This is a genomic window from Azospirillum sp. B21, from assembly GCF_008364825.1.
Classification (GTDB): domain Bacteria; phylum Pseudomonadota; class Alphaproteobacteria; order Azospirillales; family Azospirillaceae; genus Azospirillum.
The window spans coordinates 80,587-102,744 of record NZ_VTTO01000002.1 but is presented as its reverse complement, the minus strand read 5'-3'; the positions used below and the strand labels follow the sequence as shown (position 1 = coordinate 102,744).

The window sequence follows — 22,158 nt, the reverse complement described above, 5'->3', positions numbered from 1 at the left end:
CGTATGGGGGTTCTGCGGTTGGCGGCTTTCTTTGGGCACTCGTCAGCGGCAGGAGCATGCCGCCTCCAGTTCCGACAGCGGCAAGGGCTCGTCCTCCTGGATGTCGCTCAGGCGATCGAACTGGGCAAGGTAATGCTCGTGCGCCCGCTCCCACGCCCGGTCGTCCGGCTCACCCCACAGTCGGCGGTAATCGGGCGAGGCCGGATAGGGGTAGAGCGGCACCGGGTCGTTGGCCCACACTCCGGCGGCCAGCAGTTTCTCCCGCCAAGCCTTCACCATATCGGCATCGTCGCCCGCCATCGCGATCAGATTGGCCTGGACGAAGGGCACGCTGCGCCGGGCGTGGATCAGCCGGTCGGCCAGATCGTCGGTGCTCATCCGGCATTTCTTGTCGAGCGAGGCGCGCCCTTCCTCGGTCAGGCTTTCCACCCCGGCCTCGATCGACACGCAGCCGGCCGCCCCCAGCAGGTCGAGCATCTCCGGCTTCCACAGATCGATGCGCGTCTGCACGCCGAACTCGATCGGCCGCTCGACCAGCGCTTCCAGCAGGTCGCGCCTGGGCAGGAAGATCTCGTCGATGAAATAGACGTAGCGCACACCGGCGGCGATCAGCCCGTCGATCTCCTGCAGGATGATGGCGGTGTCGCGCCGCCGGTACTGGTCGCGGAAGTCGATCTTGGCGCAGAAGCTGCAGTTGTAGGGGCAGCCGCGCGACGCCTCCACCTCCGCCCCCGGCCCGACCGGTTCGGTGCCGTAGCGGTGATGGTGGTGCGGATGGCGCTGCAGCCACTCCACCGGCCAGGACAGCGCCGGCAGGTCGGTGAAGCGCGCCGCATGCGGCCCGCCGGTCACCACCAGATCGCCGTCCCGGTAAAAGGCCAGCGCCGGAATTTCTTCCAGCGCCGCAGCTTCCGCCAGTTTCGCGACGATCTCCTCGCACTCGCCACGCACCACCAGATCGACGCCGAGCTTGCTCAAGGTCGGCGCCGGGGTGGTGGAGCCGTGCGGACCGACGGCGACGGTTCGCCCGCCACGCCCGTCCAGCGCCGCCAGGAACTCGCGCGGCACGCGCAGCTCCGGCTGGGCGCAGCGCCAGAACAGGTAGGTCGGCGCGGTGGTCAGCACGGTCATGTCGGCCGCGAAGGCAGCGACCCGCTCCGCCATCTCCGCGTTCGACAGGCCGTCCAGCGCGCCGTCCAGCAGCAGCACCTCGTGCCCGGCCCGCTCCAGCAGCACCTTGCTGTACCCCAGCTCCAGCGGCAGATGCGCCTCGCGGCATCCGAAATAGATGCTGTGATCGAAGCTCCAGGCCGGGTTGACCAGCGCAACCCTCATCAGGCGGCCTCCACCGTGGGCGACGGCACGGGGGCGGGCACGCCGCCCTTCTCCACCCGCAGCCAATCGGCCAGCAGGGCCACGCCACGCTTCCAATCGGTCGGCTCAGCCAGTCCCAGCGCATCGCGCGCCGCGCGGGTGTCCGACACGTAATAGCGCTGGTCGCCGGCCCGCCAGTCGCCGAAACCGACCTCCACCTTGCGGCCCATCAGGTGTTCGATATGGGCGATCAGCTGGCGCAGGCTGATGGCGTTGGCCGCCCCGCCGCCCAGGTTGAAGGCGCGGCCCTTCACCTGCTCGATCCGTTCCCAGGCGGAGACATAGGCCTGCACCGCATCGGCGGCGAACAGCACGTCGCGCACCTGCCGGCCGTCGCCGTAGATGGTGATGGGCTCGCCGTTCAGGGCGCGGATCAGGAAATGGGCGACCCAGCCCTGATCCTCCGTTCCCATCTGGCGCGGGCCATAGATGCAGCTCATCCGCAGCACCGCGGTCGGCAGGTCGAAGCTGCGGGCGTAATCCAGCACATACTGGTCCGCCGCCCCCTTGGAGCAGCCATAGGGGGTGTGGAAGTCGAGCGGCCGAGCCTCCGACACGCCATGCGCGCGCATCGCCGGATCGGCCGGCGCATAGGCGTCGTCCACCAGTTCCAGGGCCACGTCGGCGAGGTCGCCATAGACCTTGTTGGTGCTGGCGAAGATCACCGGCGTCCGCCTGCCGTGGCGGCGCACCGCTTCAAGCAGGGACAGGGTGCCGCGGATGTTCACCTCGAAATCGTCGATGGGATCGACCATGCTGGTGGTCACCGCGACCTGGGCGGCCAGATGGAAAACCGCCTTGGCATCCTTGGCCGCGTCGGCCAGCGCCTGCTCGTCCCGCAGGTCGGCGGTGACGGCGCTGATGCGCGACGGGTGGCGGGCCTGCAGCCAGCGCAGGTTCCGCTCCACCCCCGGGCGGCGCAGCGCGTCATAGATCAGCACGTCATGCCCGTCCGACGCCAGCCGGTCGGCAAGGTTCGATCCGATGAAACCGGCGCCGCCGGTGATCAGGACCGGGTTCTTGGTTGCACTCATGCCACCAGACCCCGCTCTTCCAGCTCGCGGCGGGCGTCGGCGACGCGGTCCTGCGCCTCCTGCCGGGCGACCCACTCCGCCAGTTCGGCCAGACCTTCGGAGAAGCTCTCCTGCCGCTCATAGCCCAGCACGGTGCGGGCCTTGGTCAGGTCGGGGATGTTGTGGCGGATGTCGCCAGCGCGCGCCTTGCCGGTGATCTCCGGCGACAGGTCGGCGCGGCCCATCGAGGCGGCCTGCATCAGCGCCACCTCCTCCACCGTCCGCTCCTCGCCGGAGCCGATGTTGAACACCTCGCCGTTGGCAGCCGGGTTGTCCAGCGCCAGCAGGAAGGCACGGGCGACGTCGCGGACATGCACGAAGTCGCGGCGCTGCTGCCCGTCCTCGAAGATCATCGGGCGCTGGCCGTTGGCGATGCGCGAGGCGAAGATCGCCAGCACGCCGGTGTAGGGGTTCGACAGCGCCTGCCCCGGCCCATAGGCGTTCCACAGGCGAAGGGCCGAACCCTCCATCCCATACTGCGCAGTCAGCGTCAGGGTCAGCCGTTCCTGCACGTACTTGCCGATGGCGTAGACCGACTTCAGCGCCGGGCGTTTGCTTTCCGGGGTGCGGACGGGAACCAGCGGCCGGCCCTGCTGGTCGAGCGGATCCCAGCTGCCGTCCGAATTGCGGGCGCCGCGGACGACGTCCTCCATCAGCGTGCCGTCGGCGGTGCGGTACAGCCCTTCGCCATAGATGCTCATGGACGAGGCGACCACGACGCGGCGCACCGGCTTGTCGATCAGGCGCTGGAACAGCACGGCGGTGCCGTAGTCGTTCACCGAGGTGTAGCGGTCGACCGCATACATGCTCTGGCCGACGCCGACTTCTGCCGCGAGGTGGATGACCGAATCGACCCCCTCCAGCGCACGGGCGACCATGTCGTCGTCACGCACATCGCCGACCAGCAGTTCCACGTCGGCGTCCAGTTCGTCGGGTCGCTGCCGTGTCGGGTGCACCTGTTCGATCAGACTGTCGAGCACCCGGACGCGGTCGCCGCGGGCAAGCAGGGCCTTGGCGACATGGCGGCCGATGAAGCCGGCTCCGCCAGTGACGAGAACGGTCTCTCCCACAAGTCCCTCCGAGGAATTTGATACGATTCTTGACGTTGACATGCGGAAACAAGGGGCAGGGCCTGCGGACATCGACACCGCGAGCCCCCCGCTCGTTTCCGCAAGTTGCCCAGGGCACCCTGTGCGGTTTTATTTCGCAGACGATTTGCAACTCTCTAGAGGAGCTGCAGCAGCATCACTGTCGACGTTAACACCGCCTCCAAAAATTGCGCACCTCGTCCAAAAGGCTTGCTACCAACGACCGATCTTCCGATGATTCCTTTTCACGTCTACAAATATCCATGCTCCGTGAAGATACGTACATTTAAGGATGGGAGAGCTTCGTGACTGGGAAAAAGCTCCGGGTAGCAATCGCGGGCGTCGGAAATTGTGCATCATCTTTTGTGCAAGGGATATGCTATTATGCCGACGCCAAAGCCAATGAGCCGCCCCCGGGGCTTATGACTGTTGATCTCGGCGGCTATCACGTTGGAGACATCGAGATTTCTACTGCCTTCGATGTTGCAGCATCGAAAGTGGGGTTCGATGTCGGAGAGGCTATTTTCGCGCCTCCTAATAATACTTTTCGCTTCGCCAAGCCCCCGAACTTCGGCGTGCAGGTGGAGCGCGGTCCGACGCTGGACGGCATCGGCAAATACCTTGCAGGAGACATCACCGAATCGGAGCAGCGGCCGGTGAACGTGGCGGAAACGCTGCGCCGCACCGGCACCGACATCCTGGTCTCCTACCTGCCTGTCGGCTCGCAGCAGGCCACCGAATTCTACGCCGAGCAGGCGCTGGAGGCCGGCTGCGCCTTCGTCAATTGCATCCCGGTCTTCATCGCCTCCAATCCCGTTTGGGCGCGGCGCTTCGCCGAACGCGGCCTGCCGATCATCGGCGACGACATCAAGAGTCAGGTCGGCGCCACCATCGTCCACCGCATGCTGGCCAACCTGTTCCGCGAGCGCGGCGTGCGGCTGGATCGCACCTATCAGCTGAATTTCGGCGGCAATACCGACTTCAAGAACATGCTGGAGCGCGAGCGCCTGGAATCGAAGAAGATTTCCAAGACCCAGGCGGTCACCAGCCAACTCGACGTGCCGCTCGATCCGGACGACGTGCATGTCGGCCCCAGCGACCATGTGCCGTGGCTGACCGACCGCAAATGGGCGCATATCCGGCTGGAAGGCACCACCTTCGGCGGCGTGCCGCTGAATGTAGAATTGAAGCTGGAGGTCTGGGACAGCCCCAACTCCGCCGGCATCGTCATCGACGCGGTGCGCTGCGCCAAGCTGGCGCTCGACCGCGGCATCGCCGGCCCGCTGGTCGGTCCGTCCAGCTACTTCATGAAGTCGCCGCCCGAGCAGTTCACCGACAATGAAGCGCGGGAACGCACGTTGCGCTTCATCGCCGGGGAGCCTCTTGAGGCCAAGCCGACCCGCCTGATGTGAACTGCGGCATGGAGACCATCTTCATCCTGGTGCGCCACGGCTCGCACGACCGGCTGGGCTCGGTCCTGTGCGGCCGCATGGCGGGAGTGACGCTGAGCGCCCAGGGCCGGGCGGAGGCCGATGCGCTGGCCGACCGCCTGTCATCACAGCGCCTGACCGCCGTGCTGTCCAGCCCGCTGGAACGCGCCGTCGAGACTGCCACCCCCATCGCCGAGCGGCAGGGCATTGCCCTGACCATCGAACCGGCGCTGAACGAACTCGACCTCGGCGCCTGGAGCGGCAAGCGGTTCGAGGATCTGCACGGCGACCCCGCCTGGGACCTGTGGAACCGGGCGCGCAGCCATGCCCGCCCCACCCCCGGTGAAACTCCAGGAGAGGCGATGGCGGAGGCGCAAACCCGGATCGCAGCATTGCTCGACCGGCTGCGCCGCGCCCATCCCGGCGGCACGCTGGCGCTGGTCAGCCATGGCGACATCATCAAGGCGGCGCTGGCCCACGCCATGGGCCTGCCGCTCGACTTCTACGGACGATTCGAAATCAGCCCGGCCTCCCGCAGCGTTCTGATCGCCGGCGATTGGGGGCTGAAGGTCCACAGCATCAACGAGGGTGCGGCATGACGAGCCTGACGGCCGACCAGATCCGCGAACGCGTCGCAGAACTCGGCGACTGGTTCCACAACATCGACCTCAACGGCGTGCGCACGGCGCCCGACCATTTCCTCAACGACTACCCGAACGTGAAGTGGAAGCGCTTCGAGCATGCGGTGCCGAAGGATCTGACCGGCCGCACCGTGCTCGACATCGGCTGCAACGGCGGCTTCTACTCCATCGAGATGAAGCGCCGCGGCGCCGACCGGGTGGTCGCCATCGACTTCGACGACCGCTATCTGGCCCAGGCCAAGTTCGCCGCCGAGGTGACCGGACAGGACATCGAATTCCATAAGATGTCGGTCTACGACGTCGCCAAGCTCGGCGAGAGCTTCGACGTCGTGCTGTTCATGGGCGTGCTCTACCACCTGCGCCACCCGCTGCTGGCGTTGGACCTGATCCACGACCATGTCGCCAAGGATCTGATGATCTTCCAGTCGATGCAGCGCGGTTCGGCCGAGGTGGCGCCGGTGCGCGCCGACTACGACTTCTTCGAACAGGATCACTTCGACGATCCCGGTTATCCGAAGCTGCATTTCATCGAACACGACTACGCCCGCGACTGGACCAACTGGTGGGCGCCGAACGCGGCTTGCGCCGAGGCGATGCTGCGCAGCGCCGGCTTCGCCATCACCGAGCATCCGGAACGCGAGGTCTATGTCTGCCGCCGGGTCGACCGCCCGACCGAGGCCGGGGCGGTCTATCCCGCCCAGCCGAAAGAAGACGCCGTGAAGAAAGGGACCGAGGGATGATCGAAGCCGCCAAGATCTGGAACGAGCCGAACAACAAGTCGCACTGGGATCCCAACCTCGACCCCGAATGGGACCTGTTCGCCCGCATGACAATCCTGGCCGGTCAGGCGATCCGGGCGGAGAATTCCACCATCACCCGCGTGCTGGGCGGCATGTCGCCCATTGATCCGTCCTTCGTCCGCCGGCTCGACGAACGCGGCGTGCTGGACGAGGTGGATGTCGTGGCGGTCCACGGCTTCCCACTCGACTGGAATCTCTGGCAGATCCACGAGTGGCCGAACAAAATCGACGAGATCCGCGCGGTCACGGACAAGCCGATCTGGGTGACCGAGGCCGGCGTCTCCTCCTTCGGCGCCGAGGAGGTCCAGGCCTGGGGCGTCAAGCGCACTGCGGAGCTGCTGATCGGTAAGGTGCCGCGCATCCACTGGTACAGCCTCTACGACCTGCCCAGCCATTGGGAGGCCACCACCCGCCACAAGGAGGCGGAAGGGTCGTCCTACTACCGCCACTTCCACATGGGCCTGCTGCGGTCCGACGGCACGCCGAAACCGGCGGTGGAGGCCTTCGCCCCCTATGCCGGCCAGATGGGCATCTGCCAGTGGTTCCATTACGAGGACCACCGGCTTGACGAGGCGGTGGCCTGGCTGAAGCGGCTGGGCGTGCGGCACCTGCGCACCGGCCTGTCCTGGGCCGACAGCTTCCGCCCCAACGCGCTGGACTGGTTCGACCGCCAGATGGAGGCGCTGGCCGATTTCGAGGTCACCGTCACCTTCTGCTTCACCCCCGAACACCGCGGCGTCGAACCCCACCACACCAGCCCGCCCCAGGTGGCGGAGGAGTTCGCCGAGTTCTGCGCCGCCATGATCCGCCGCTACGGCACCACGCGGACGGCCGACACGGCGGCGTCGATGGCGACGGTGGGGTAAGGGGTCCGTTCCAATCCACGGGGTGAGCAACGGACGGTCGATGGACAAACCGGCGGAACGGAGACTTCAGGACAGGCGCCGGGCGAAGCCTTCCCTGCGCAAGGGAAAGCTGCTCCATGTCCGGTCCGGCCTGTCGGCGGAAAAGACGCTGCTGGTGCGCATCGGCATCGTCATCGTGCTGCTCACGCTGGTCATCGCGGTGTTCTGGTTCGACCGTGACGGGCTGAGGGACAATCTCGACGATCACATCAGCTTTCCCGACATCCTCTATTTCGCCATGATCACGGTGACCACCGTCGGCTATGGCGACATCGTACCGGTCAGCCACACCGCCCGCCTGATCGACGCCTTCGCCGTCACGCCGATCCGCATCTTCATCTGGTTCATCTTTCTCGGCACCGCTTACGAGCTGGTGGTGCAGAGGATCGTGGAGGAATTCCGCTTGAGCCGCATTCAGAAGCAGTTGCAGGGCCACGTCGTGCTGTGCGGCTTCGGGCACAGCGGGTTCATCGCCGCACAGGAGACGGTCTCGAAGGGCCATCCCGCCGACCACATCGTCGTCATCGACGAATCGGAAGACCGCATCCAGCTGGCGGCCGAGTGCGGCTTCGTCGGCCTGCTGGGCGACGGCACCAGCGAGGATACGCTGACCAAGGCCTGCGTCGGCCGGGCGAAAGCGGTGATCGTCAGCACCGGGCGCGACGACACCACCATCCTGGTGGTCCTGACGGTGCGCCACCTGTCCGCCGCCACGAAGATCGTCGCCAGCATCAAGCAGGAGGAGAACATCAAGCTCGCCAACCTCAGCGGTGCCGATCTGGTGGTGTCGCCGCCCAAGATCGGCGGCTATTTGATGGCCGACGCGGTGGAGACGCGCCATGCCACCCCTTTCCTGTGCGACCTGATGTCGGCCGGCGGGCAGATGGTGCTGAGCGAGCGGCGGGCAGAACCGGACGAGGTCGGCAAGACCATGGCGGAGGTCACCGGCGGCATGGTGGTGCAGGTCCACAGCCATGGCCGCAACATCCCCTTCACCGAGCGCAACCGTTACATCATCCAGTCCCAGGACACGCTGCTGATCATCAGCCCGCCGGGGGAGGGAAAGATCCCCTCTCCCCCCCGGGGGAGAGGGTTAGGGTGAGGGGGGAGCGTGGCGAGGATTCTTGGGATGGCCACGCACTGCATCCCCCTCACCCCGGCCCTCTCCCGCTCAACCCCTGTAATGCCGGCCGAAGCGGTTGTTCAGGAAGGCGTCCAGCGGCACCTGTTCCTGCCGGATGAAGCCGGCCTGCGGGATGGAGCCCTCGCGCAGCAGGTCCAGCACGGCGCAGATGCCGGCGGCGGTGGTCACCTGGATGGCGCTCCAGCTGCGGCCGGCGATGGGCTTGCTGTAGATCTTGGTGGCGAAGGTCTCCTGCCGCAGCTCGCCCTCCTGCATGCCGGTGGCGGTCGCCAGCACCAGCACCACGTCCTGCAGGGTCAGCGGCACCGCGGTTTCCAGCACGTCCTTCAGCAGGTGGCGCCGCTCGCCCAGCCGCAGGTCGCGGATCAGCAGGCGGACGATGTCGCGGTGGCCGGGATAGCGCACCGTCTTGTAATCGAGGTTCCGCACCTTGCCGGCAAGCGTCTCGCACAGCGACCCCAGTCCGCCCGAGGTGTTGAACGCCTCATAATCGACGCCGTCCAACGCAAAGCGCTCGTCGCCCTCCAGCGGCATCACCTCGTGCGGGCGGCCGTCGATGATCGCCTCGCACGGATTGCAGTATTCGTTGATCAGCCCGTCGGTGCTCCAGGTCAGATTGTATTTCAGGGCGTTGGTCGGATATTGCGGCAAGGCGCCGACGCGCAGATGCAGGTTGTGCAGCTCGTCGAAGCGGCGGGCGAGGTCATGCCCGACGATGGAGATGAAGCCGGGCGCCAGACCGCATTGCGGGATCAGCGCGGTGGTGGCGGTCTCCGCCAGCATCTTCACCTTGCGGGTGGCGGCGACATCCTCGGTCAGGTCGAGGTAATGGGCACCGGCCGCGACGGCGGCGGTCGCAATGGCCGGGGTCAGCGTGAAGGGGCAGGCGCTCAACACCGCATGCTGGCCTTCCATCGCGGCACGCAGCGAAGACGGATCCTCCACATCGACGCGCGTCACCCGCAGCCCGGCATGCTCGGCGCGGTACAGCAGCGCCTCGTCCCGGTCGCCGACGGTGACGGCGAAATCGTCGGTCTCGGACAGCAGCGTGCCGATCATCGACCCGATCTTGCCGGCACCCAGAACCAGAACCTTCATCGTTGCCATCTCTCCCGCTCCTCTGTTCTGCCTTGTGTGTTGGCGATTTGGCTCGCACACAAAAGGTGTCGGCGGATGCGGCCGGGCAGAACCGGGCAATGCGCCGGGCGCGGTCGAGATTTCCGGCGGAATGACGGAATGGCCGTTGAAATGACGGATGCGCTTTATCCCTCGCGCCACCTCGGCAGCGGCGTTAAGGTCACAGCCGGTTTTCCCATATCCGGCCCACACCCATGACCATCCGCCAACTGACCGCCCCGCACGCCGTCCTGCTGGAGGAGCCGCAAAACGGCGTCCCCCAGACCAGCGAGATGATCCGCGGCGAGCGCTTCCGCATTCTGGAGGAGCGTGACGGCTGGCTGCGGGCGGAGAACGCCTTCGACAGCCATGTCGGCTGGTTGCCCCCCGCCACCCCGCATCGGGAGCCGGTCGCCCCCACCCACCGCGTGCGGGCCCTGCGCGCCGACCTGCACCCGGCGCCGACGCACAAGGCGCCGCCGGTGGCCACCCTCAGCTTCGGGTCGCCGGTCACGCTGGACGGCCGTGCGGAGAATGGCTGGGTCGGCACCGACGACGGGCTGTGGCTGTTCGCGGGATGGCTGGAGCCGGTGGACGCCGCCCAGGCAGCCGACCACATCGCCACCGCCCTGCGCTTTCTGGAGACGCCCTATGTCTGGGGCGGGCGCAGCAGCTTCGGCATCGACTGTTCCGGGCTGGTGCTGACCGCCATGGCGGCGGCCGGTGTCGTCTCCCACCATAGCAGCGGGATGCAACGCAAGGATGACCGGCTGGGGACGTGGGTGTCCGAGGACGGTCGCGGCGTCGAGTATCGGCGCGGCGACATCGTCTTCTTCCCCGGCCATGTCGGGCTGATGGTGGACGGGACGAACCTGCTGCACGCCACCGTCTTCACCATGTCAGTCGTGATCGAGCCGCTGGCCGAGGTCGCCAAACGCGCGGAGATCAATGGGGTCCGCCGTCCCGGCTAGGGCGTCCGCCGTCCCGATTTGACGCGGGCGTAGCGCCTCCCCCACCAGCAGCAGGGTCGGCCCCTTGCCGGCGGCCACTCCCTGCTCCGCCATCTCGCCGAGCGTCGTCCAATAACGCCGCTCGTCGGGCCGGCAACCATTCTCCACCGCCAGCACCGGCGTGTCGGCCGGCAGCCCGGCTCCGGTCAGCCCCTGCCCGACCGCACGGGCCTGCTCGCGGCCCATATAGATCGCCAGCGTGCCCTGCGGATCGGCCAGCCGCGCCCAGTCGGGTTCGAACCGCTCGCCGTCGCGACCATGGGCGGTGACGAAGGTGACGGCGCGCGACACCCCACGCTTGGTCAGCGACAGGCCGGTGGAGGCGGCGCAGCCGAGCGCCGCAGTGATGCCGGGGATGACGCGAACCGGGATGCCGAGGCTGTCGAGATGCTCGATCTCCTCGCCGGCCCGGCCGAACACCATCGGGTCGCCGCCCTTCAGGCGGACGACGCGCTTGCCGCGCTGCGCATGAAAGGCGATCAGCGCGTTGATCTCCCCCTGCGGCAGCGAATGCCGGCCGGACCGCTTGCCGACGCAGATGCGCTCCGCCCCAGGGTGGGCGAGGTCGAGGATGCCGTCGCCAACGAGCGCGTCATAGAGCACGATTTCGGCGGCGGCGAGCGCCTTCACCGCGGCAACGGTGAGAAGGTCGGGGTCGCCAGGGCCGGCGCCGACGAGGGTGACGGTGCCGATACCGCTTTGCCCCCACCTAACCTCCCCCGCTGGGCGGGGGAGGGACTGCCGCCACTCCGCCGTACAAGCGCTTATTCCCTCCCCCGCCCAGCGGGGGAGGGTCAGGGTGGGGGCACCGCCGCCGCCCGCGAACCGCGGGACCAGGAGGCGCGCCAACGCCGCGAGACCATCACGCCACTTCGCGCTGGTGAGCATGACGAAGCACCTCCTTGAGTTCTGGCACGCAGGAACCACAATTCGTGCCGGCCTTCAACGCCGCACCGATCTCCGCCACGCTGGTCAGCCGCCGGTCGCGGATGGCGCCGACCAGCCGGTTGATCCCGACGCTGAAGCAGGCGCAAACGATCCGTCCCTCGTCCGCCACCGCACCCGGCGCCCGCCCGGCGAGCAGCCCGGCCCGCGCGCCGTCGTCCAACCCATCCGCCTCCAGCAGACCGGCGAGCCAGCCGCGCGGCGGCAGACGCCCGTCGGCGGCGACGAACAGGCAGGCCTCCAGCCGGTCGCCGTCCATCCAGGCCATGCGCAGGCCGCCGCGCGCCGGGTCGCGGAACTCCACCGCCGCCCCGACAGGGTCGAGGCCGGGCAGCCACGCCGCAAGATCGGGAATCGCCCCCGTCCCCGCCATCTCCACCAGATGCCCGCCGGTCACCGCGCGACGCGCCCAATAGCCGCCATGGGCGGGCTCGACCGCCCGGCGGGCCAGCAGGAAGGCGGTCCAGTCCGGCCGCCATGGTTCGACCGTCGCCGGCATCCGCTTCAGATCCGGCTGGCCGGAGAAGGGGTCCACCGCCCCGTCGTCGATCAGCCGGCCGATGACGCAGGCGCCGGTGAAGCGGTCGGTCCAATGCATCGGCAGGAAGACGGTGCCTTTGCTTTGGGCATCGGTGACGCGCACCCGCGCCAGCGCCTCCCCCGCCGCGGTGGCGATGCGGGCCAATCCGCCATCGACCAGCCCCCGCGCCGCCGCATCCGCCGGGTTGATGTCCAGCCGAGGTTCCGGCGCATGCGCCGACAGACGCGCCGACAGACTGGTGCGGGTCATCGTGTGCCACTGGTCGCGCAGCCGGCCCGTGTTCAGCAGCAGCGCCCCGTCCGGCACCGCGCGCGGCAGCGGCTTCGCCGTCACCGCCAGCATCTTGGCGCGCCCGTCCGCGGTGAAGAAGCGGCCATCGCCGAACAGCCGCTTCTGAGGCTCGCCGCCAGCGCGCCAGGGCCAGGGGAAGGGAGCCAGCGCCTCGTACCCGGCATCGTCCAGCCCACTCAGCGCCCCGATGTCGAAGGCGCGCGACCCGCCATTCTCGAAAGCCGACAGCGCGGCATGCTCGCGGAACACCGCGGCGGCGCTTTCATACGGAAAAGCGTCGCCGAAGCCCATCCGCCGCGCGACCTGGGTCATGATCCACCAGTCCGCCCGCGCTTCCCCAGCCTCCGCCTTGAAAGCGCGCTGGCGCGAGATGGTGCGGTCGGAATTGGTGACGGTGCCGTCCTTCTCGCTCCAGCCCTTGGCCGGCAGGCGGATATGGGCGAAGCGGCCGGTGTCGGTGTCGCGGATGCAGTCGGAGACCACCACCGTCTCGCACCGCTCCAGCGCCCGGCTGACGCGGCCGGCGTCGGGCATGCTGACGGCGGGGTTGGTCGCCATGATCCACACCGCCTTGACCGTGCCGGCCTCAATGGCGCGGAACAGGTCCACCGCCTTCAGCCCCGGCTTGTCCGCCATGCGCGGCGCGGTCCAGAAGCGGCCGACCCGGTCCACCTCCGCCGTCGTGAAGCCCATATGGGCGGCCAGCTGGTTCGCCAGCCCGCCGACCTCGCGCCCGCCCATGGCGTTCGGCTGCCCGGTGACGGAGAAGGGACCGCAGCCCGGCCGGCCGATGCGCCCTGTCAGGAAATGCACGTTCAGGATGGTGTTGACGGTGTCGCTGCCCTGGGACGACTGGTTGACGCCTTGCGAATAGACCGTCACCACCCGCCCGGTCGCCGCGAATTCGGCATAGAAGGCAGCGATTTCCGCCTCGTCCAGCCCGCAGCGCCGCGCCACCGTCGCCACATCCGGCGCATCGGAGCGGGCGGCGGCCAGCGCCTCCTCCACCCCCTCGGCATGGGCGGCGGTGAAGCCGGCGTCGCGATGCCCACGGCTGTCCAGATAGGTCAGCAGCCCGTTGAACAGCACCGCGTCGGTGCCGGCCTTCAGCGCCAGATGACGGTCGGCGGCATCGACGCAGTCGGTCCGCCGCGGATCGACCACGACAATGCGCGTGCCCCGTTCCGCCCGCGCCGCCAGCAGCCGCTGGTGCAAAACCGGATGACACCAGGCGAGGTTCGACCCCACCAGCACCACCAGATCGGCGCACTCGAAATCCTCGTAGGTCCCCGGCACCGCGTCGGCACCGAAGCCCCGCTTGTGCCCGACCACCGACGACGCCATGCACAGGCGGGAGTTGGTGTCGATGTTCGCCGACCCGATGAAGCCTTTCATCAGCTTGTTGGCGACGTAGTAATCCTCCGTCAGCAGTTGGCCGGAGACGTAGAAGGCCACCGAATCCGGCCCATGCGTCGCGATGGCGTCGGAAAAGCGCCGGGCCACCTCGTCCAGCGCCTCGTCCCACGACACGCGCCGGCCATCGATCTCCGGATGGAGCAGACGCCCGTCCGGCACCAGCGTGTCGGCCAGCGCCGATCCCTTGGAGCAGAGCCGTCCCCGGTTCGCCGGGTGGTCGGCATCGCCGCGCACGGTCACGGCGCCATCGGCCGAAACGCGCGCAATCACCCCGCACCCGACCCCGCAATAGGGACAGGTGGTCTTCACCTCCCGCTTCGGCCCGGAGGACGGCTCCGCTCCGTCAAACATGGCCGCAGGCCTTGCGGCAGCCGCCGCGCGACAACTTGGCCTCGCCCAGCGCGATGGCGACGTTGCGCCCTTCCACCCGCACCGGAACATGGCCGGTGCGGCCCTCGTCGGGGGCGACGGCTTCGCCGGTCGCCAGTTCGATCACCCAATTGTGCAGCGGGCAGGTGACGCGGCGGCCATGGACGATGCCCTGGGACAGCGGCCCCTGTTTGTGCGGGCAGGCATCCTCCAGCGCGAAGACCTCGTCGGCCGCCGTGCGGAACAGCGCGATATCGCCGTCGGGGGTGCGGACGACGCGCGAGCCCAGCACGGGGATGTCGTCGATGCTGCCGACCTGGGTCCAGATGGTTTCCATAACGATGCTGTCCATGATCCGTTACCCCACTTCGGCGAGCAGATTGAATTCGTGACGGTCGACGCCCTTGGCGGCACGCTCCGCCCACGGGTCGTCCTGCGAGAAGGTCTGCGAGAACAGGAAACGCGCGTTCAGCGCCCGCCGCCGCTCCGGATCATCGACCAGCGCCGCCTTGATGTGGTCGAGGCCGACCCGCTCCACCCAGGGCGCGGTGCGTTCCAGATAGCGGGCCTCCTCGCGGTACAGCTGCATGAAGGCGCCGGTGTATTCCAGCACCTCCTCCTCCGTCGCGACGCGGACCAGCAGGTCGCAGGCCCGGACATGCAGCCCGCCATTGCCGCCGACATGCAGTTCGTACCCGCTGTCGATGCACACCACGCCCAGGTCCTTGATGGTCGCCTCGGCACAGTTGCGCGGGCAGCCGGACACCGCCAGCTTGACCTTGTGCGGGGTCCAGGTGCCCCAGGTCATCCGCTCCAGCTTCACGCCCAACCCGGTCGAATCCTGCGTGCCGAAGCGGCACCATTCCGACCCGACGCAGGTCTTCACCGTGCGCAGCCCCTTGGCATAGGCATGGCCCGACACCATCCCGGCGGCGTTCAGGTCGGCCCAGACCGCCGGCAGATCCTCCTTCTTCACGCCGAACAGGTCGATGCGCTGGCCGCCGGTGACCTTCACGGTGGGGATGGCGAACTTGTCCACCACGTCGGCGATGGCGCGCAGCTCCGCAGCACTGGTCAGGCCGCCCCACATGCGCGGCACGACCGAATAGGTGCCGTCCTTCTGGATGTTGGCGTGGGCGCGCTCGTTGATGTAGCGCGACTGGTAGTCGTCCCGGTACTCGCCCGGCCAGGCGCACAGCAGGTAATAGTTCAGCGCCGGCCGGCACGACGCGCAGCCGTCGGGCGTCGTCCATTCCATCGCCTGGAACACGTCGGCCATGGTCTTCAGCCCGCGGTCGACGATGGCTGCCCGCACCGCGTCATGGGTGTGGTGGGTGCATTTGCACATCGGCTTGACCTTCGGCGCCGCGGTGAAGCCATCGCCCAGCGTCACCGCCAGCAGCCGCTCCACCGTGCCGGAGCAGCCGCCGCAGGAGGCGGACGCCTTGGTGTGCGCCTTCACCTCGTCCAGGCTGGTCAGGCCCTTTTCGGTGATCGCCTTGACGATGGTGCCCTTGCACACGCCGTTGCAGCCGCAGATCTCGGCAGAGTCAGGCAATGCCGCGATGGCGGCGTTCGGATCACCGGCATCGGCGCTGCCGAAGCCCTGGCCGAAAATCATGGTGTCGCGTTCGGCCGAGATGTCCGCCCCGTCCTTCAGCAGCGAGAAGTACCAGGCGCCGTCCTTGGTGTCGCCATACAGCACGGCGCCCAGCAGCTTGCCGTCCTTCAGCACCAGCCGCTTGTAGACGCCACGGGCGGCATCGCGGAACACGATGTCCTCCGTCCCCTCCCCGCCCGAAAAATCACCGGCGGAGAACACGTCGACGCCAGTGACCTTCAGCTTGGTCGAGGTGACGGAGCCGGTATAGGCGGCGCCCTCCCCACCCGCGAGGTCGTGGGCCAGCACCTTCGCCATCTCGAACAGCGGGGCGACGAGACCCCAGGTGACGCCGCGATGCTCGACGCATTCGCCGACCGCGTAGATCGACGGGTCGCTGGTGCGCATCTGGTCATCCACCCGGATGCCGCGCCCGCAATCCAGCCCGGCCGCCTTGCCCAAAGCCATGTTGGGGCGGATGCCCACCGCCATGACGACGATGTCGGCCGGCAGCTCGCGCCCGTCCTTCAGCCGCACCGCGCCGACCCGGTCCTCACCGACGATCTCGGCAGTGTCGGCGCCGGTCAGCACCTCGATGCCGCGGCGCTCCAGCTCCCGTTGCAGCAGCATGCCGGCCGACGGGTCGAGCTGGCGCTCCATCAGCGTCGGCATCAAATGGACGACGGTGACGTCCATGCCTTTGACCCGCAGGCCGTTCGCTGCCTCCAGCCCGAGCAGGCCGCCGCCGATCACCACGGCGCGACCGCCCTTCTCCGCCGCCGCCAGCATGGCGTCCACGTCGGCCAGATCGCGGAAGCCGATGACGCCCGGCAGGGTCGATCCCGGCACCGGGATGATAAAGGGCATCGAGCCGGTGGCAATCAGCAGCTTGTCATAGGGAACGACGCGGCCGGACTGCGAGACGACCGTCTTGCCCTCGCGGTCGATGCCCTCCACCGGCTCGCCGGTCAGTAGGGTGATGCCGTTGGCGTCGTACCATTCGCGGCTGTTCAGCACGATCTGGTCGAAGGTCTTCTCCCCCGCCAGCACCGGCGACAGCATGATGCGGTTGTAGTTGGGATGCGGTTCGGCCCCGAAGACGGTGATGTCGAAGCGGCCGGGCGCCTTGGCCAGCAGTTCCTCCACCGTCTTCATGCCGGCCATGCCGTTGCCGACCACCACCAGCCGTTCCCTGGCCGGTCCGGCGTTGCGCAGTTCAGCCTCGTTAGCTTCGACGGCGGGCCCGTTGTTCGATGAGAGATGCATGTCCATGGCGCGTCTGCCTCGTCTATCGTGTCCGGCCTGCTGCAAGTCAGGCACGGGGCCAAAAAGAAAGGCGTCCGAACGGGCCTGCGTCCCTGCCCCGCGAGTGGATCGCGAAGGCGGATGCACACCTGTTCGGACGCCGTTGTCCGGGCGGTTCGTCGTCGAACCAGAGCCAAATCCGCGCGTCGTCGCGTGGGTTTCGGCGGTGTCGCGGGCACTGGCGACGTTGCTGGCGCCCGCTGTAGTCTCGCCATTCCCTTCGCAAGCCGCGTGCCAATCCATTCGCAAGCCGACGGTATCGGGAAAAACTCAGAGATTCCGCGGCTTCCCGCGCCCTTCCGCACCCGATACCTAGGTGCCTGTTTTTGGATCATCCTTAGGTCTTGCACAAAGGATGACCAAGCAGGTCTGTGTGCGCCGCAAAAATCAGCAGACGGTGCGGTCACCCCGCCGGGTGCTTCATACCTTCCGCCGGGTCATAGCCAGATGAATCAATCGCTCCGACCCATTTTTCGGCAAAACCCATCCTTTGGCATGAGCCTTGCGAAGAGGGAGGCCAGAGACGCGCCAACGACGGTGCGTGCATCCCAAGCGTCCAATGATGGGCCAGCCCCGGCAGTGTTGCCGACCCCGGTATCGACGGGCCTTGCAACAAGGCTTTTCCGGTCGATCCCGCTGGACGCTTTCGATGGCCATACTGCCCGAAAAACAGCCAGTCCGGGACTTGCCCAGAAAATCGACACCGGTGTCGCCCCACCCGACCGCTGGTCCGGATTTCAGAGATGGAGCAACCGACGTGGCCCAGTCCCCTCCCACCCTCCGCCGCCTTCTCGCATCCGCCGCTGCGGTCATCGCCCTGACGGCGGGCGTCTCTGCCATCGCCGCGCCGCTCGACGTCGAGAAGGACCAGCTGAAGCTCGGCTTCATCAAGCTGACCGACATGGCGCCGCTCGCCATCGCCGCCGAAAAGGGCTTCTTCGAGGATGAAGGCCTGTCGGTAACGCTGGAGCCGCAGGCGAACTGGAAGGTCCTGCTCGACCGCGTGATCTCCGGCGAGTTGGACGGCGCCCACATGCTGGCCGGCCAGCCGCTGGGCGCGACCATCGGCTTCGGCACCAAGGCGCACATCGTCACCGCCTTCTCGATGGACTTGAACGGCAACGGCATCACGCTGTCGAACGACGTCTGGCAAAAGATGAAGGTCAACGTGCCGAAGGGCGCCGACGGCAAGCCGGTCCACCCGATCAAGGCCGACGCGCTGAAGCCGGTGATCGCCCAGTACAAGGCCGAGGGCAAGCCCTTCAACATGGGCATGGTCTTTCCGGTCTCGACCCACAATTACGAGCTGCGCTATTGGCTGGCGTCGGGCGGGATCAACCCCGGCTTCTACAGCCCGACCGACGTGTCGGGCCAGATCGGTGCCGACGCGCTGCTGTCCGTCACCCCGCCGCCGCAGATGCCGGCGACGCTGGAGGCCGGCACCATCTACGGCTACAGCGTCGGCGAGCCGTGGAACCAGCAGGCGGTGATCAAGGGCATCGGCGTCCCCGTCATCACCGACACCGAGATTTGGAAAAACAACCCCGAGAAGGTCTTCGGCGTCACCGACGATTGGGCTGCCAAGAACCCCAAGACCCATCTGGCCGTCGTCAAGGCGCTGATCCGCGCCGCCCAGTGGCTGGACGAGAACAACAACGCCAACCGCGCCGAGGCCGTGAAGATCCTGGCAAAGCCCGAATATGTCGGCGCCGACGCCAAGGTGATCGCCAACTCGATGACCGGCACCTTCGAATATGAGAAGGGCGACAAGCGCGACGTTCCCGACTTCAACGTCTTCTTCCGCTACAACGCCACATATCCCTTCTATTCCGACGCCGTCTGGTACCTGACCCAGATGCGCCGCTGGGGCCAGATCGCCGAGGCCAAGCCGGACGCCTGGTACGACGAGACCGCGCGCAAGGTCTACAAGCCCGACGTCTATCTCCAGGCCGCCAAGCTGCTGGTCGAGGAAGGCAAGTCGAAGGAAGCCGACTTCCCCTGGAAGAGCGACGGCTACAAGCCGGTCGACAACGGCTTCATCGATGGCATCGCCTATGACGGCCGCAAGCCGAACGACTACCTCGCCAAGCAGCCCATCGGCCTGAAGGGCGACCAGAAGGTCGAAGGCGGTCAGGTGGTGGGGGGCTGAGCTGCATTGCCCCCACCTGCCCAATCCTCCCTCTCCCCCCCGGGGAGAGGGTCGGGGTGAGGGGGATCCGTTTCGAGGATCTCTTCGGCTGCGCCGAACCCCCTCATCCTAACCTTCTCCCCAGGGGGGAGAAGGGACCTTTCCGAAGGGACACCCCGCCATGACCAGCCTGACCGACACCTCCGCCGACCTCGCCCGCGCCCAGCGCAAGGCCCGCCGCACCCACACCCTCAACCGCATCGCCTCCGCCCTGACCACGATCGGCCTCGGCTGGCTGGCGCCGCTGCTGCGGCTGGCATCCGGCGAGAATCCGCGCCAGCAGGGTATCGAGCTTTGGCGCCAGATGGGCATCCCACTGACCGCCATCCTGCTGTTCCTCGCCGCCTGGGGCTGGGCCGCCCCGCAGGTGCAGACCAGCCTGGGCGCCATCCCCGGCCCGGCCCAGGTGTGGGAGCAGGCGACGAACCTCTACGCCGACCACAAGGCCGAACGCGCCAAGGAAGCCGCCTTCTACGACCGGCAGGCCAAGCGCAACGCCGAGATCCTGGCGAAGGACCCGGCGGCCGAGGTGAAGACCCGCCCCTATGCCGGCAAGCCGACCTACATCGACCAGATCTTCACCAGCCTGAAGACGGTCTTCACCGGCTTCCTGCTGGGCGCCCTGGTGGCGGTGCCGCTGGGTGTGGCGAGCGGCCTGTCGCCGACCGTCAACGCCGCGATCAACCCGCTGATCCAGATCTTCAAGCCGGTGTCGCCGCTGGCCTGGCTGCCGCTGGTCACCATGGTGGTCAGCGCCACCGTGTCGGGCAGCGACCCGCTGTTCGAGAAGTCCTTCCTGACCTCCGCCATCACCGTCACGCTGTGCTCGCTGTGGCCGACGCTGATCAACACGGCGGTCGGCGTGTCCTCCATCGACCGCGACCTGATGAATGTCGGCAAGGTGCTGCAGCTGTCCGGCTTCACCATGGTCCGCCGCCTCGTGCTGCCGTCGGCACTGCCCTACATCTTCACCGGCCTGCGGCTGTCGCTGGGCGTGGGCTGGATGGTGCTGATCGCTGCGGAGATGCTGGCCCAGAACCCCGGCCTCGGAAAATTCGTCTGGGATGAGTTCCAGAACGGCTCCTCCAGCTCGCTCGCCAAGATCATGGTGGCGGTCTTCACCATCGGCCTGATCGGCTTCCTGCTCGACCGCGTGATGCTGGCGCTCCAGTCCGCCGTCAGCCACAGCCCCGCCCGCTAAGCCCTTCTACACACGGAGACGACGACCATGGCGATCCTGGACCTGAAGGGTGTGTCGAAGTCCTACGGCGGCACCACCGTGCTGCGCGACATCGACCTGTCGATCGAAGAGGGCGAGTTCGTCGCCATCGTCGGCTTCTCCGGCTCCGGCAAGTCGACGCTGATCAATCTGATCGCCGGGCTGGCGATGCCGGACGCCGGCGAGGTGCTCTATCGCGACAAGCCGGTGACCGGCCCCGGCCCGGAGCGCGGCCTCGTCTTCCAGTCCTATTCCCTGATGCCCTGGCTCAGCGTGAAGGAAAACGTCGCGCTCGCCGTCGATGCCGTCCACAAGGCCAAGCCGTCGGCCGAGCGCGGCGTGCTGACCCGCCGGGCGGTGGAGACGGTCGGCCTCGGCCACGCCACCGACCGCCGGCCGAAGGAACTGTCGGGCGGCATGCGCCAGCGCGTCGGCTTCGCCCGCGCACTCGCCATGAGCCCGGAGATGCTGCTTCTGGACGAGCCGCTGTCGGCGCTCGACGCGCTGACCCGTGCCAAGCTGCAGGACGAGATCGAGGCGATCTGGCGCAAGGACCGCAAGACCGTCATCCTCATCACCAACGATGTGGACGAGGCGATCCTGCTGGCCGACCGCATCATCCCGCTGACGCCCGGCCCGAACGCCACGCTCGGCCCCGCCTTCACCGTCGATCTGCCGCGCCCGCGCGACCGCACCGCCGTCAACCATGACGAGGATTTCAAGCGCCTGCGCGCCGAGGTCACCGCCTATCTGATGGAGGTCGGCGTCGCCCGCGGCACCGGCGGCGATGACGGGCTGGTCCTGCCCGACGTGAAGCCGATCACCGCCTCGCCCCCGCCCAAGGCCTATATCGAGGCGATGGGCGGGCGCGGGATGGAGGACCGCTATCTGGAATTCACCCGCCTGACCAAGACCTTCGCCACGCCGAAGGGGCCGCTGACCGTGGTGGACGGCTTCGACCTGAAGATGCGCAAGGGGGAGTTCGTCTCGCTGATCGGCCATTCCGGCTGCGGCAAGTCCACCGTGCTGTCGATGGTCGCCGGCCTTGCGGACGTGACCAGCGGCGGCATCGTGCTGGACGGCAAGGAGGTGGACGGCGCCGGCCCCGACCGCGCCGTGGTGTTCCAGGCCCCCAGCCTGTTCCCCTGGCTGACCGCTTACGAGAACGTCATGCTCGGCGTCGACCGCGTATTTCCCCATGCGAACAAGGGCGAGCGCGCCGACATCGCCCGCTATTACCTCGCCCGCGTCGGGCTTGGCGACAGCATGGACCGGAAGGCGTCGGAGCTTTCCAACGGCATGAAGCAGCGCGTCGGCATCGCCCGCGCCTTCGCCCTGTCGCCCAAGCTCCTGCTGCTCGACGAGCCCTTCGGCATGCTCGACAGCCTGACCCGTTGGGAGTTGCAGGAGGTGCTGATGGAGGTGTGGGCGCGCACCAAGGTGACGGCGGTCTGCGTCACCCACGACGTGGACGAGGCGCTGTTGCTGGCCGACCGGGTGGTGATGATGACCAACGGCCCGAACGCCAAGATCGGCCATGTCCTGACCGTCGACATCCCCCACCCGCGCACCCGGCAGGCCCTGCTGGAACACCCGCGCTATTACGACTACCGCGAGGAGTTGCTGAACTTCCTGGAAGGCGGCCATGCCGGAGCACCGAAGAAGGCCGCCTGAGCCGCTTCCATCTTCCGGAAATCCCACCG

General features: G+C 67.8%; 17 protein-coding genes. 9 read left to right on the top strand and 8 right to left on the bottom strand.

Annotated elements, in window-relative coordinates; genetic code table 11:
• Nucleotides 1–42 precede the first annotated feature (42 nt).
• From FZ983_RS05270 to FZ983_RS05260, 3 genes are read right to left on the bottom strand one after another with little or no spacing between them, the layout of a single operon-like run.
• The gene (locus FZ983_RS05270; protein WP_149222541.1) at nt 43–1,335 is read right to left on the bottom strand and encodes a TIGR04295 family B12-binding domain-containing radical SAM protein; all 1,293 of its coding nucleotides are present in this window, start codon (nt 1,333–1,335) and stop codon (nt 43–45) included.
• Complete coding sequence (locus tag FZ983_RS05265) at nt 1,335–2,408, bottom strand: SDR family NAD(P)-dependent oxidoreductase (protein ID WP_149222540.1); 1,074 nt, start codon at nt 2,406–2,408, stop codon at nt 1,335–1,337. Before FZ983_RS05265 ends, FZ983_RS05270 begins: the two co-directional genes overlap by 1 nt.
• The gene (locus FZ983_RS05260) at nt 2,405–3,517 is read right to left on the bottom strand and encodes an SDR family NAD(P)-dependent oxidoreductase (protein WP_188092248.1); all 1,113 of its coding nucleotides are present in this window, start codon (nt 3,515–3,517) and stop codon (nt 2,405–2,407) included. Before FZ983_RS05260 ends, FZ983_RS05265 begins: the two co-directional genes overlap by 4 nt.
• A gap of 440 nt (nt 3,518–3,957) precedes the next feature.
• Between FZ983_RS05260 and FZ983_RS05255 the strand changes: the two genes are divergently transcribed.
• Genes FZ983_RS05255 through FZ983_RS05235 form a run of 5 tightly spaced genes read left to right on the top strand, consistent with a single transcriptional unit; the run spans nt 3,958 to nt 8,413 of the window.
• Nucleotides 3,958–4,947, top strand: a complete 990-nt coding sequence (locus FZ983_RS05255; RefSeq protein WP_247883592.1) for a myo-inositol-1-phosphate synthase — start codon at nt 3,958–3,960, stop codon at nt 4,945–4,947.
• Between the two features lie 8 nt (nt 4,948–4,955).
• Entirely contained in the window at nt 4,956–5,564 is a 609-nt protein-coding gene (locus FZ983_RS05250) for a histidine phosphatase family protein (protein ID WP_149222537.1), read from the top strand.
• Nucleotides 5,561–6,346, top strand: coding sequence for a TIGR04290 family methyltransferase (locus FZ983_RS05245; protein WP_149222536.1), 786 nt, complete (start codon nt 5,561–5,563; stop codon nt 6,344–6,346). The genes FZ983_RS05250 and FZ983_RS05245 overlap by 4 nt, the downstream gene beginning before the upstream one ends.
• Nucleotides 6,343–7,272 (top strand): beta-xylosidase, encoded by a 930-nt coding sequence (locus tag FZ983_RS05240; RefSeq protein WP_149222535.1) that lies wholly within the window; start codon nt 6,343–6,345, stop codon nt 7,270–7,272. The genes FZ983_RS05245 and FZ983_RS05240 overlap by 4 nt, the downstream gene beginning before the upstream one ends.
• A gap of 40 nt (nt 7,273–7,312) precedes the next feature.
• On the top strand, nt 7,313–8,413 hold the full coding sequence (locus FZ983_RS05235) for a potassium channel family protein (protein WP_149222534.1): 1,101 nt from the start codon (nt 7,313–7,315) through the stop codon (nt 8,411–8,413).
• Between the two features lie 69 nt (nt 8,414–8,482).
• On the opposite strand, the gene FZ983_RS05230 is transcribed toward FZ983_RS05235, so the two are convergent.
• Nucleotides 8,483–9,562 carry a saccharopine dehydrogenase NADP-binding domain-containing protein gene (locus FZ983_RS05230; protein ID WP_149222533.1) on the bottom strand — a complete coding sequence of 360 codons (1,080 nt, stop codon included), beginning with the start codon at nt 9,560–9,562 and terminating at the stop codon, nt 8,483–8,485.
• 224 nt (nt 9,563–9,786) lie between these two features.
• Here FZ983_RS05230 and FZ983_RS05225 point away from each other — a divergent pair, with 224 nt between their 5' ends.
• Nucleotides 9,787–10,542 (top strand): NlpC/P60 family protein, encoded by a 756-nt coding sequence (locus FZ983_RS05225; protein WP_149222532.1) that lies wholly within the window; start codon nt 9,787–9,789, stop codon nt 10,540–10,542.
• On the opposite strand, the gene cobA is transcribed toward FZ983_RS05225, so the two are convergent.
• From cobA to nirB, 4 genes are read right to left on the bottom strand one after another with little or no spacing between them, the layout of a single operon-like run.
• Nucleotides 10,471–11,469, bottom strand: coding sequence for a uroporphyrinogen-III C-methyltransferase (cobA, locus tag FZ983_RS05220; protein ID WP_247883591.1), 999 nt, complete (start codon nt 11,467–11,469; stop codon nt 10,471–10,473). The two genes, FZ983_RS05225 and cobA, sit on opposite strands and share 72 nt — an antisense overlap.
• Nucleotides 11,444–14,125 (bottom strand): nitrate reductase, encoded by a 2,682-nt coding sequence (locus tag FZ983_RS05210; protein WP_149222531.1) that lies wholly within the window; start codon nt 14,123–14,125, stop codon nt 11,444–11,446. The genes cobA and FZ983_RS05210 overlap by 26 nt, the downstream gene beginning before the upstream one ends.
• Nucleotides 14,118–14,495 carry a nitrite reductase small subunit NirD gene (gene nirD / locus FZ983_RS05205; protein WP_149222530.1) on the bottom strand — a complete coding sequence of 126 codons (378 nt, stop codon included), beginning with the start codon at nt 14,493–14,495 and terminating at the stop codon, nt 14,118–14,120. Before nirD ends, FZ983_RS05210 begins: the two co-directional genes overlap by 8 nt.
• 6 nt (nt 14,496–14,501) lie before the next feature.
• Nucleotides 14,502–17,009 carry a nitrite reductase large subunit NirB gene (gene nirB / locus FZ983_RS05200; protein ID WP_211102877.1) on the bottom strand — a complete coding sequence of 836 codons (2,508 nt, stop codon included), beginning with the start codon at nt 17,007–17,009 and terminating at the stop codon, nt 14,502–14,504.
• A gap of 796 nt (nt 17,010–17,805) precedes the next feature.
• On the opposite strand from nirB, the gene FZ983_RS05195 reads away from it, so the two are divergent.
• The 3 genes from FZ983_RS05195 to FZ983_RS05185 all read left to right on the top strand — a co-directional run bounded on the left by FZ983_RS05195 (nt 17,806) and on the right by FZ983_RS05185 (nt 22,129).
• A complete protein-coding gene (locus FZ983_RS05195) occupies nt 17,806–19,197 on the top strand; it encodes a CmpA/NrtA family ABC transporter substrate-binding protein (RefSeq protein WP_149222528.1) in 1,392 nt (463 codons plus the stop codon).
• A gap of 160 nt (nt 19,198–19,357) precedes the next feature.
• A complete protein-coding gene (locus FZ983_RS05190; protein WP_149222527.1) occupies nt 19,358–20,437 on the top strand; it encodes an ABC transporter permease in 1,080 nt (359 codons plus the stop codon).
• 27 nt (nt 20,438–20,464) lie between these two features.
• Nucleotides 20,465–22,129 carry a nitrate ABC transporter ATP-binding protein gene (locus FZ983_RS05185; RefSeq protein WP_149222526.1) on the top strand — a complete coding sequence of 555 codons (1,665 nt, stop codon included), beginning with the start codon at nt 20,465–20,467 and terminating at the stop codon, nt 22,127–22,129.
• The last annotated feature ends 29 nt before the right edge of the window (nt 22,130–22,158 follow it).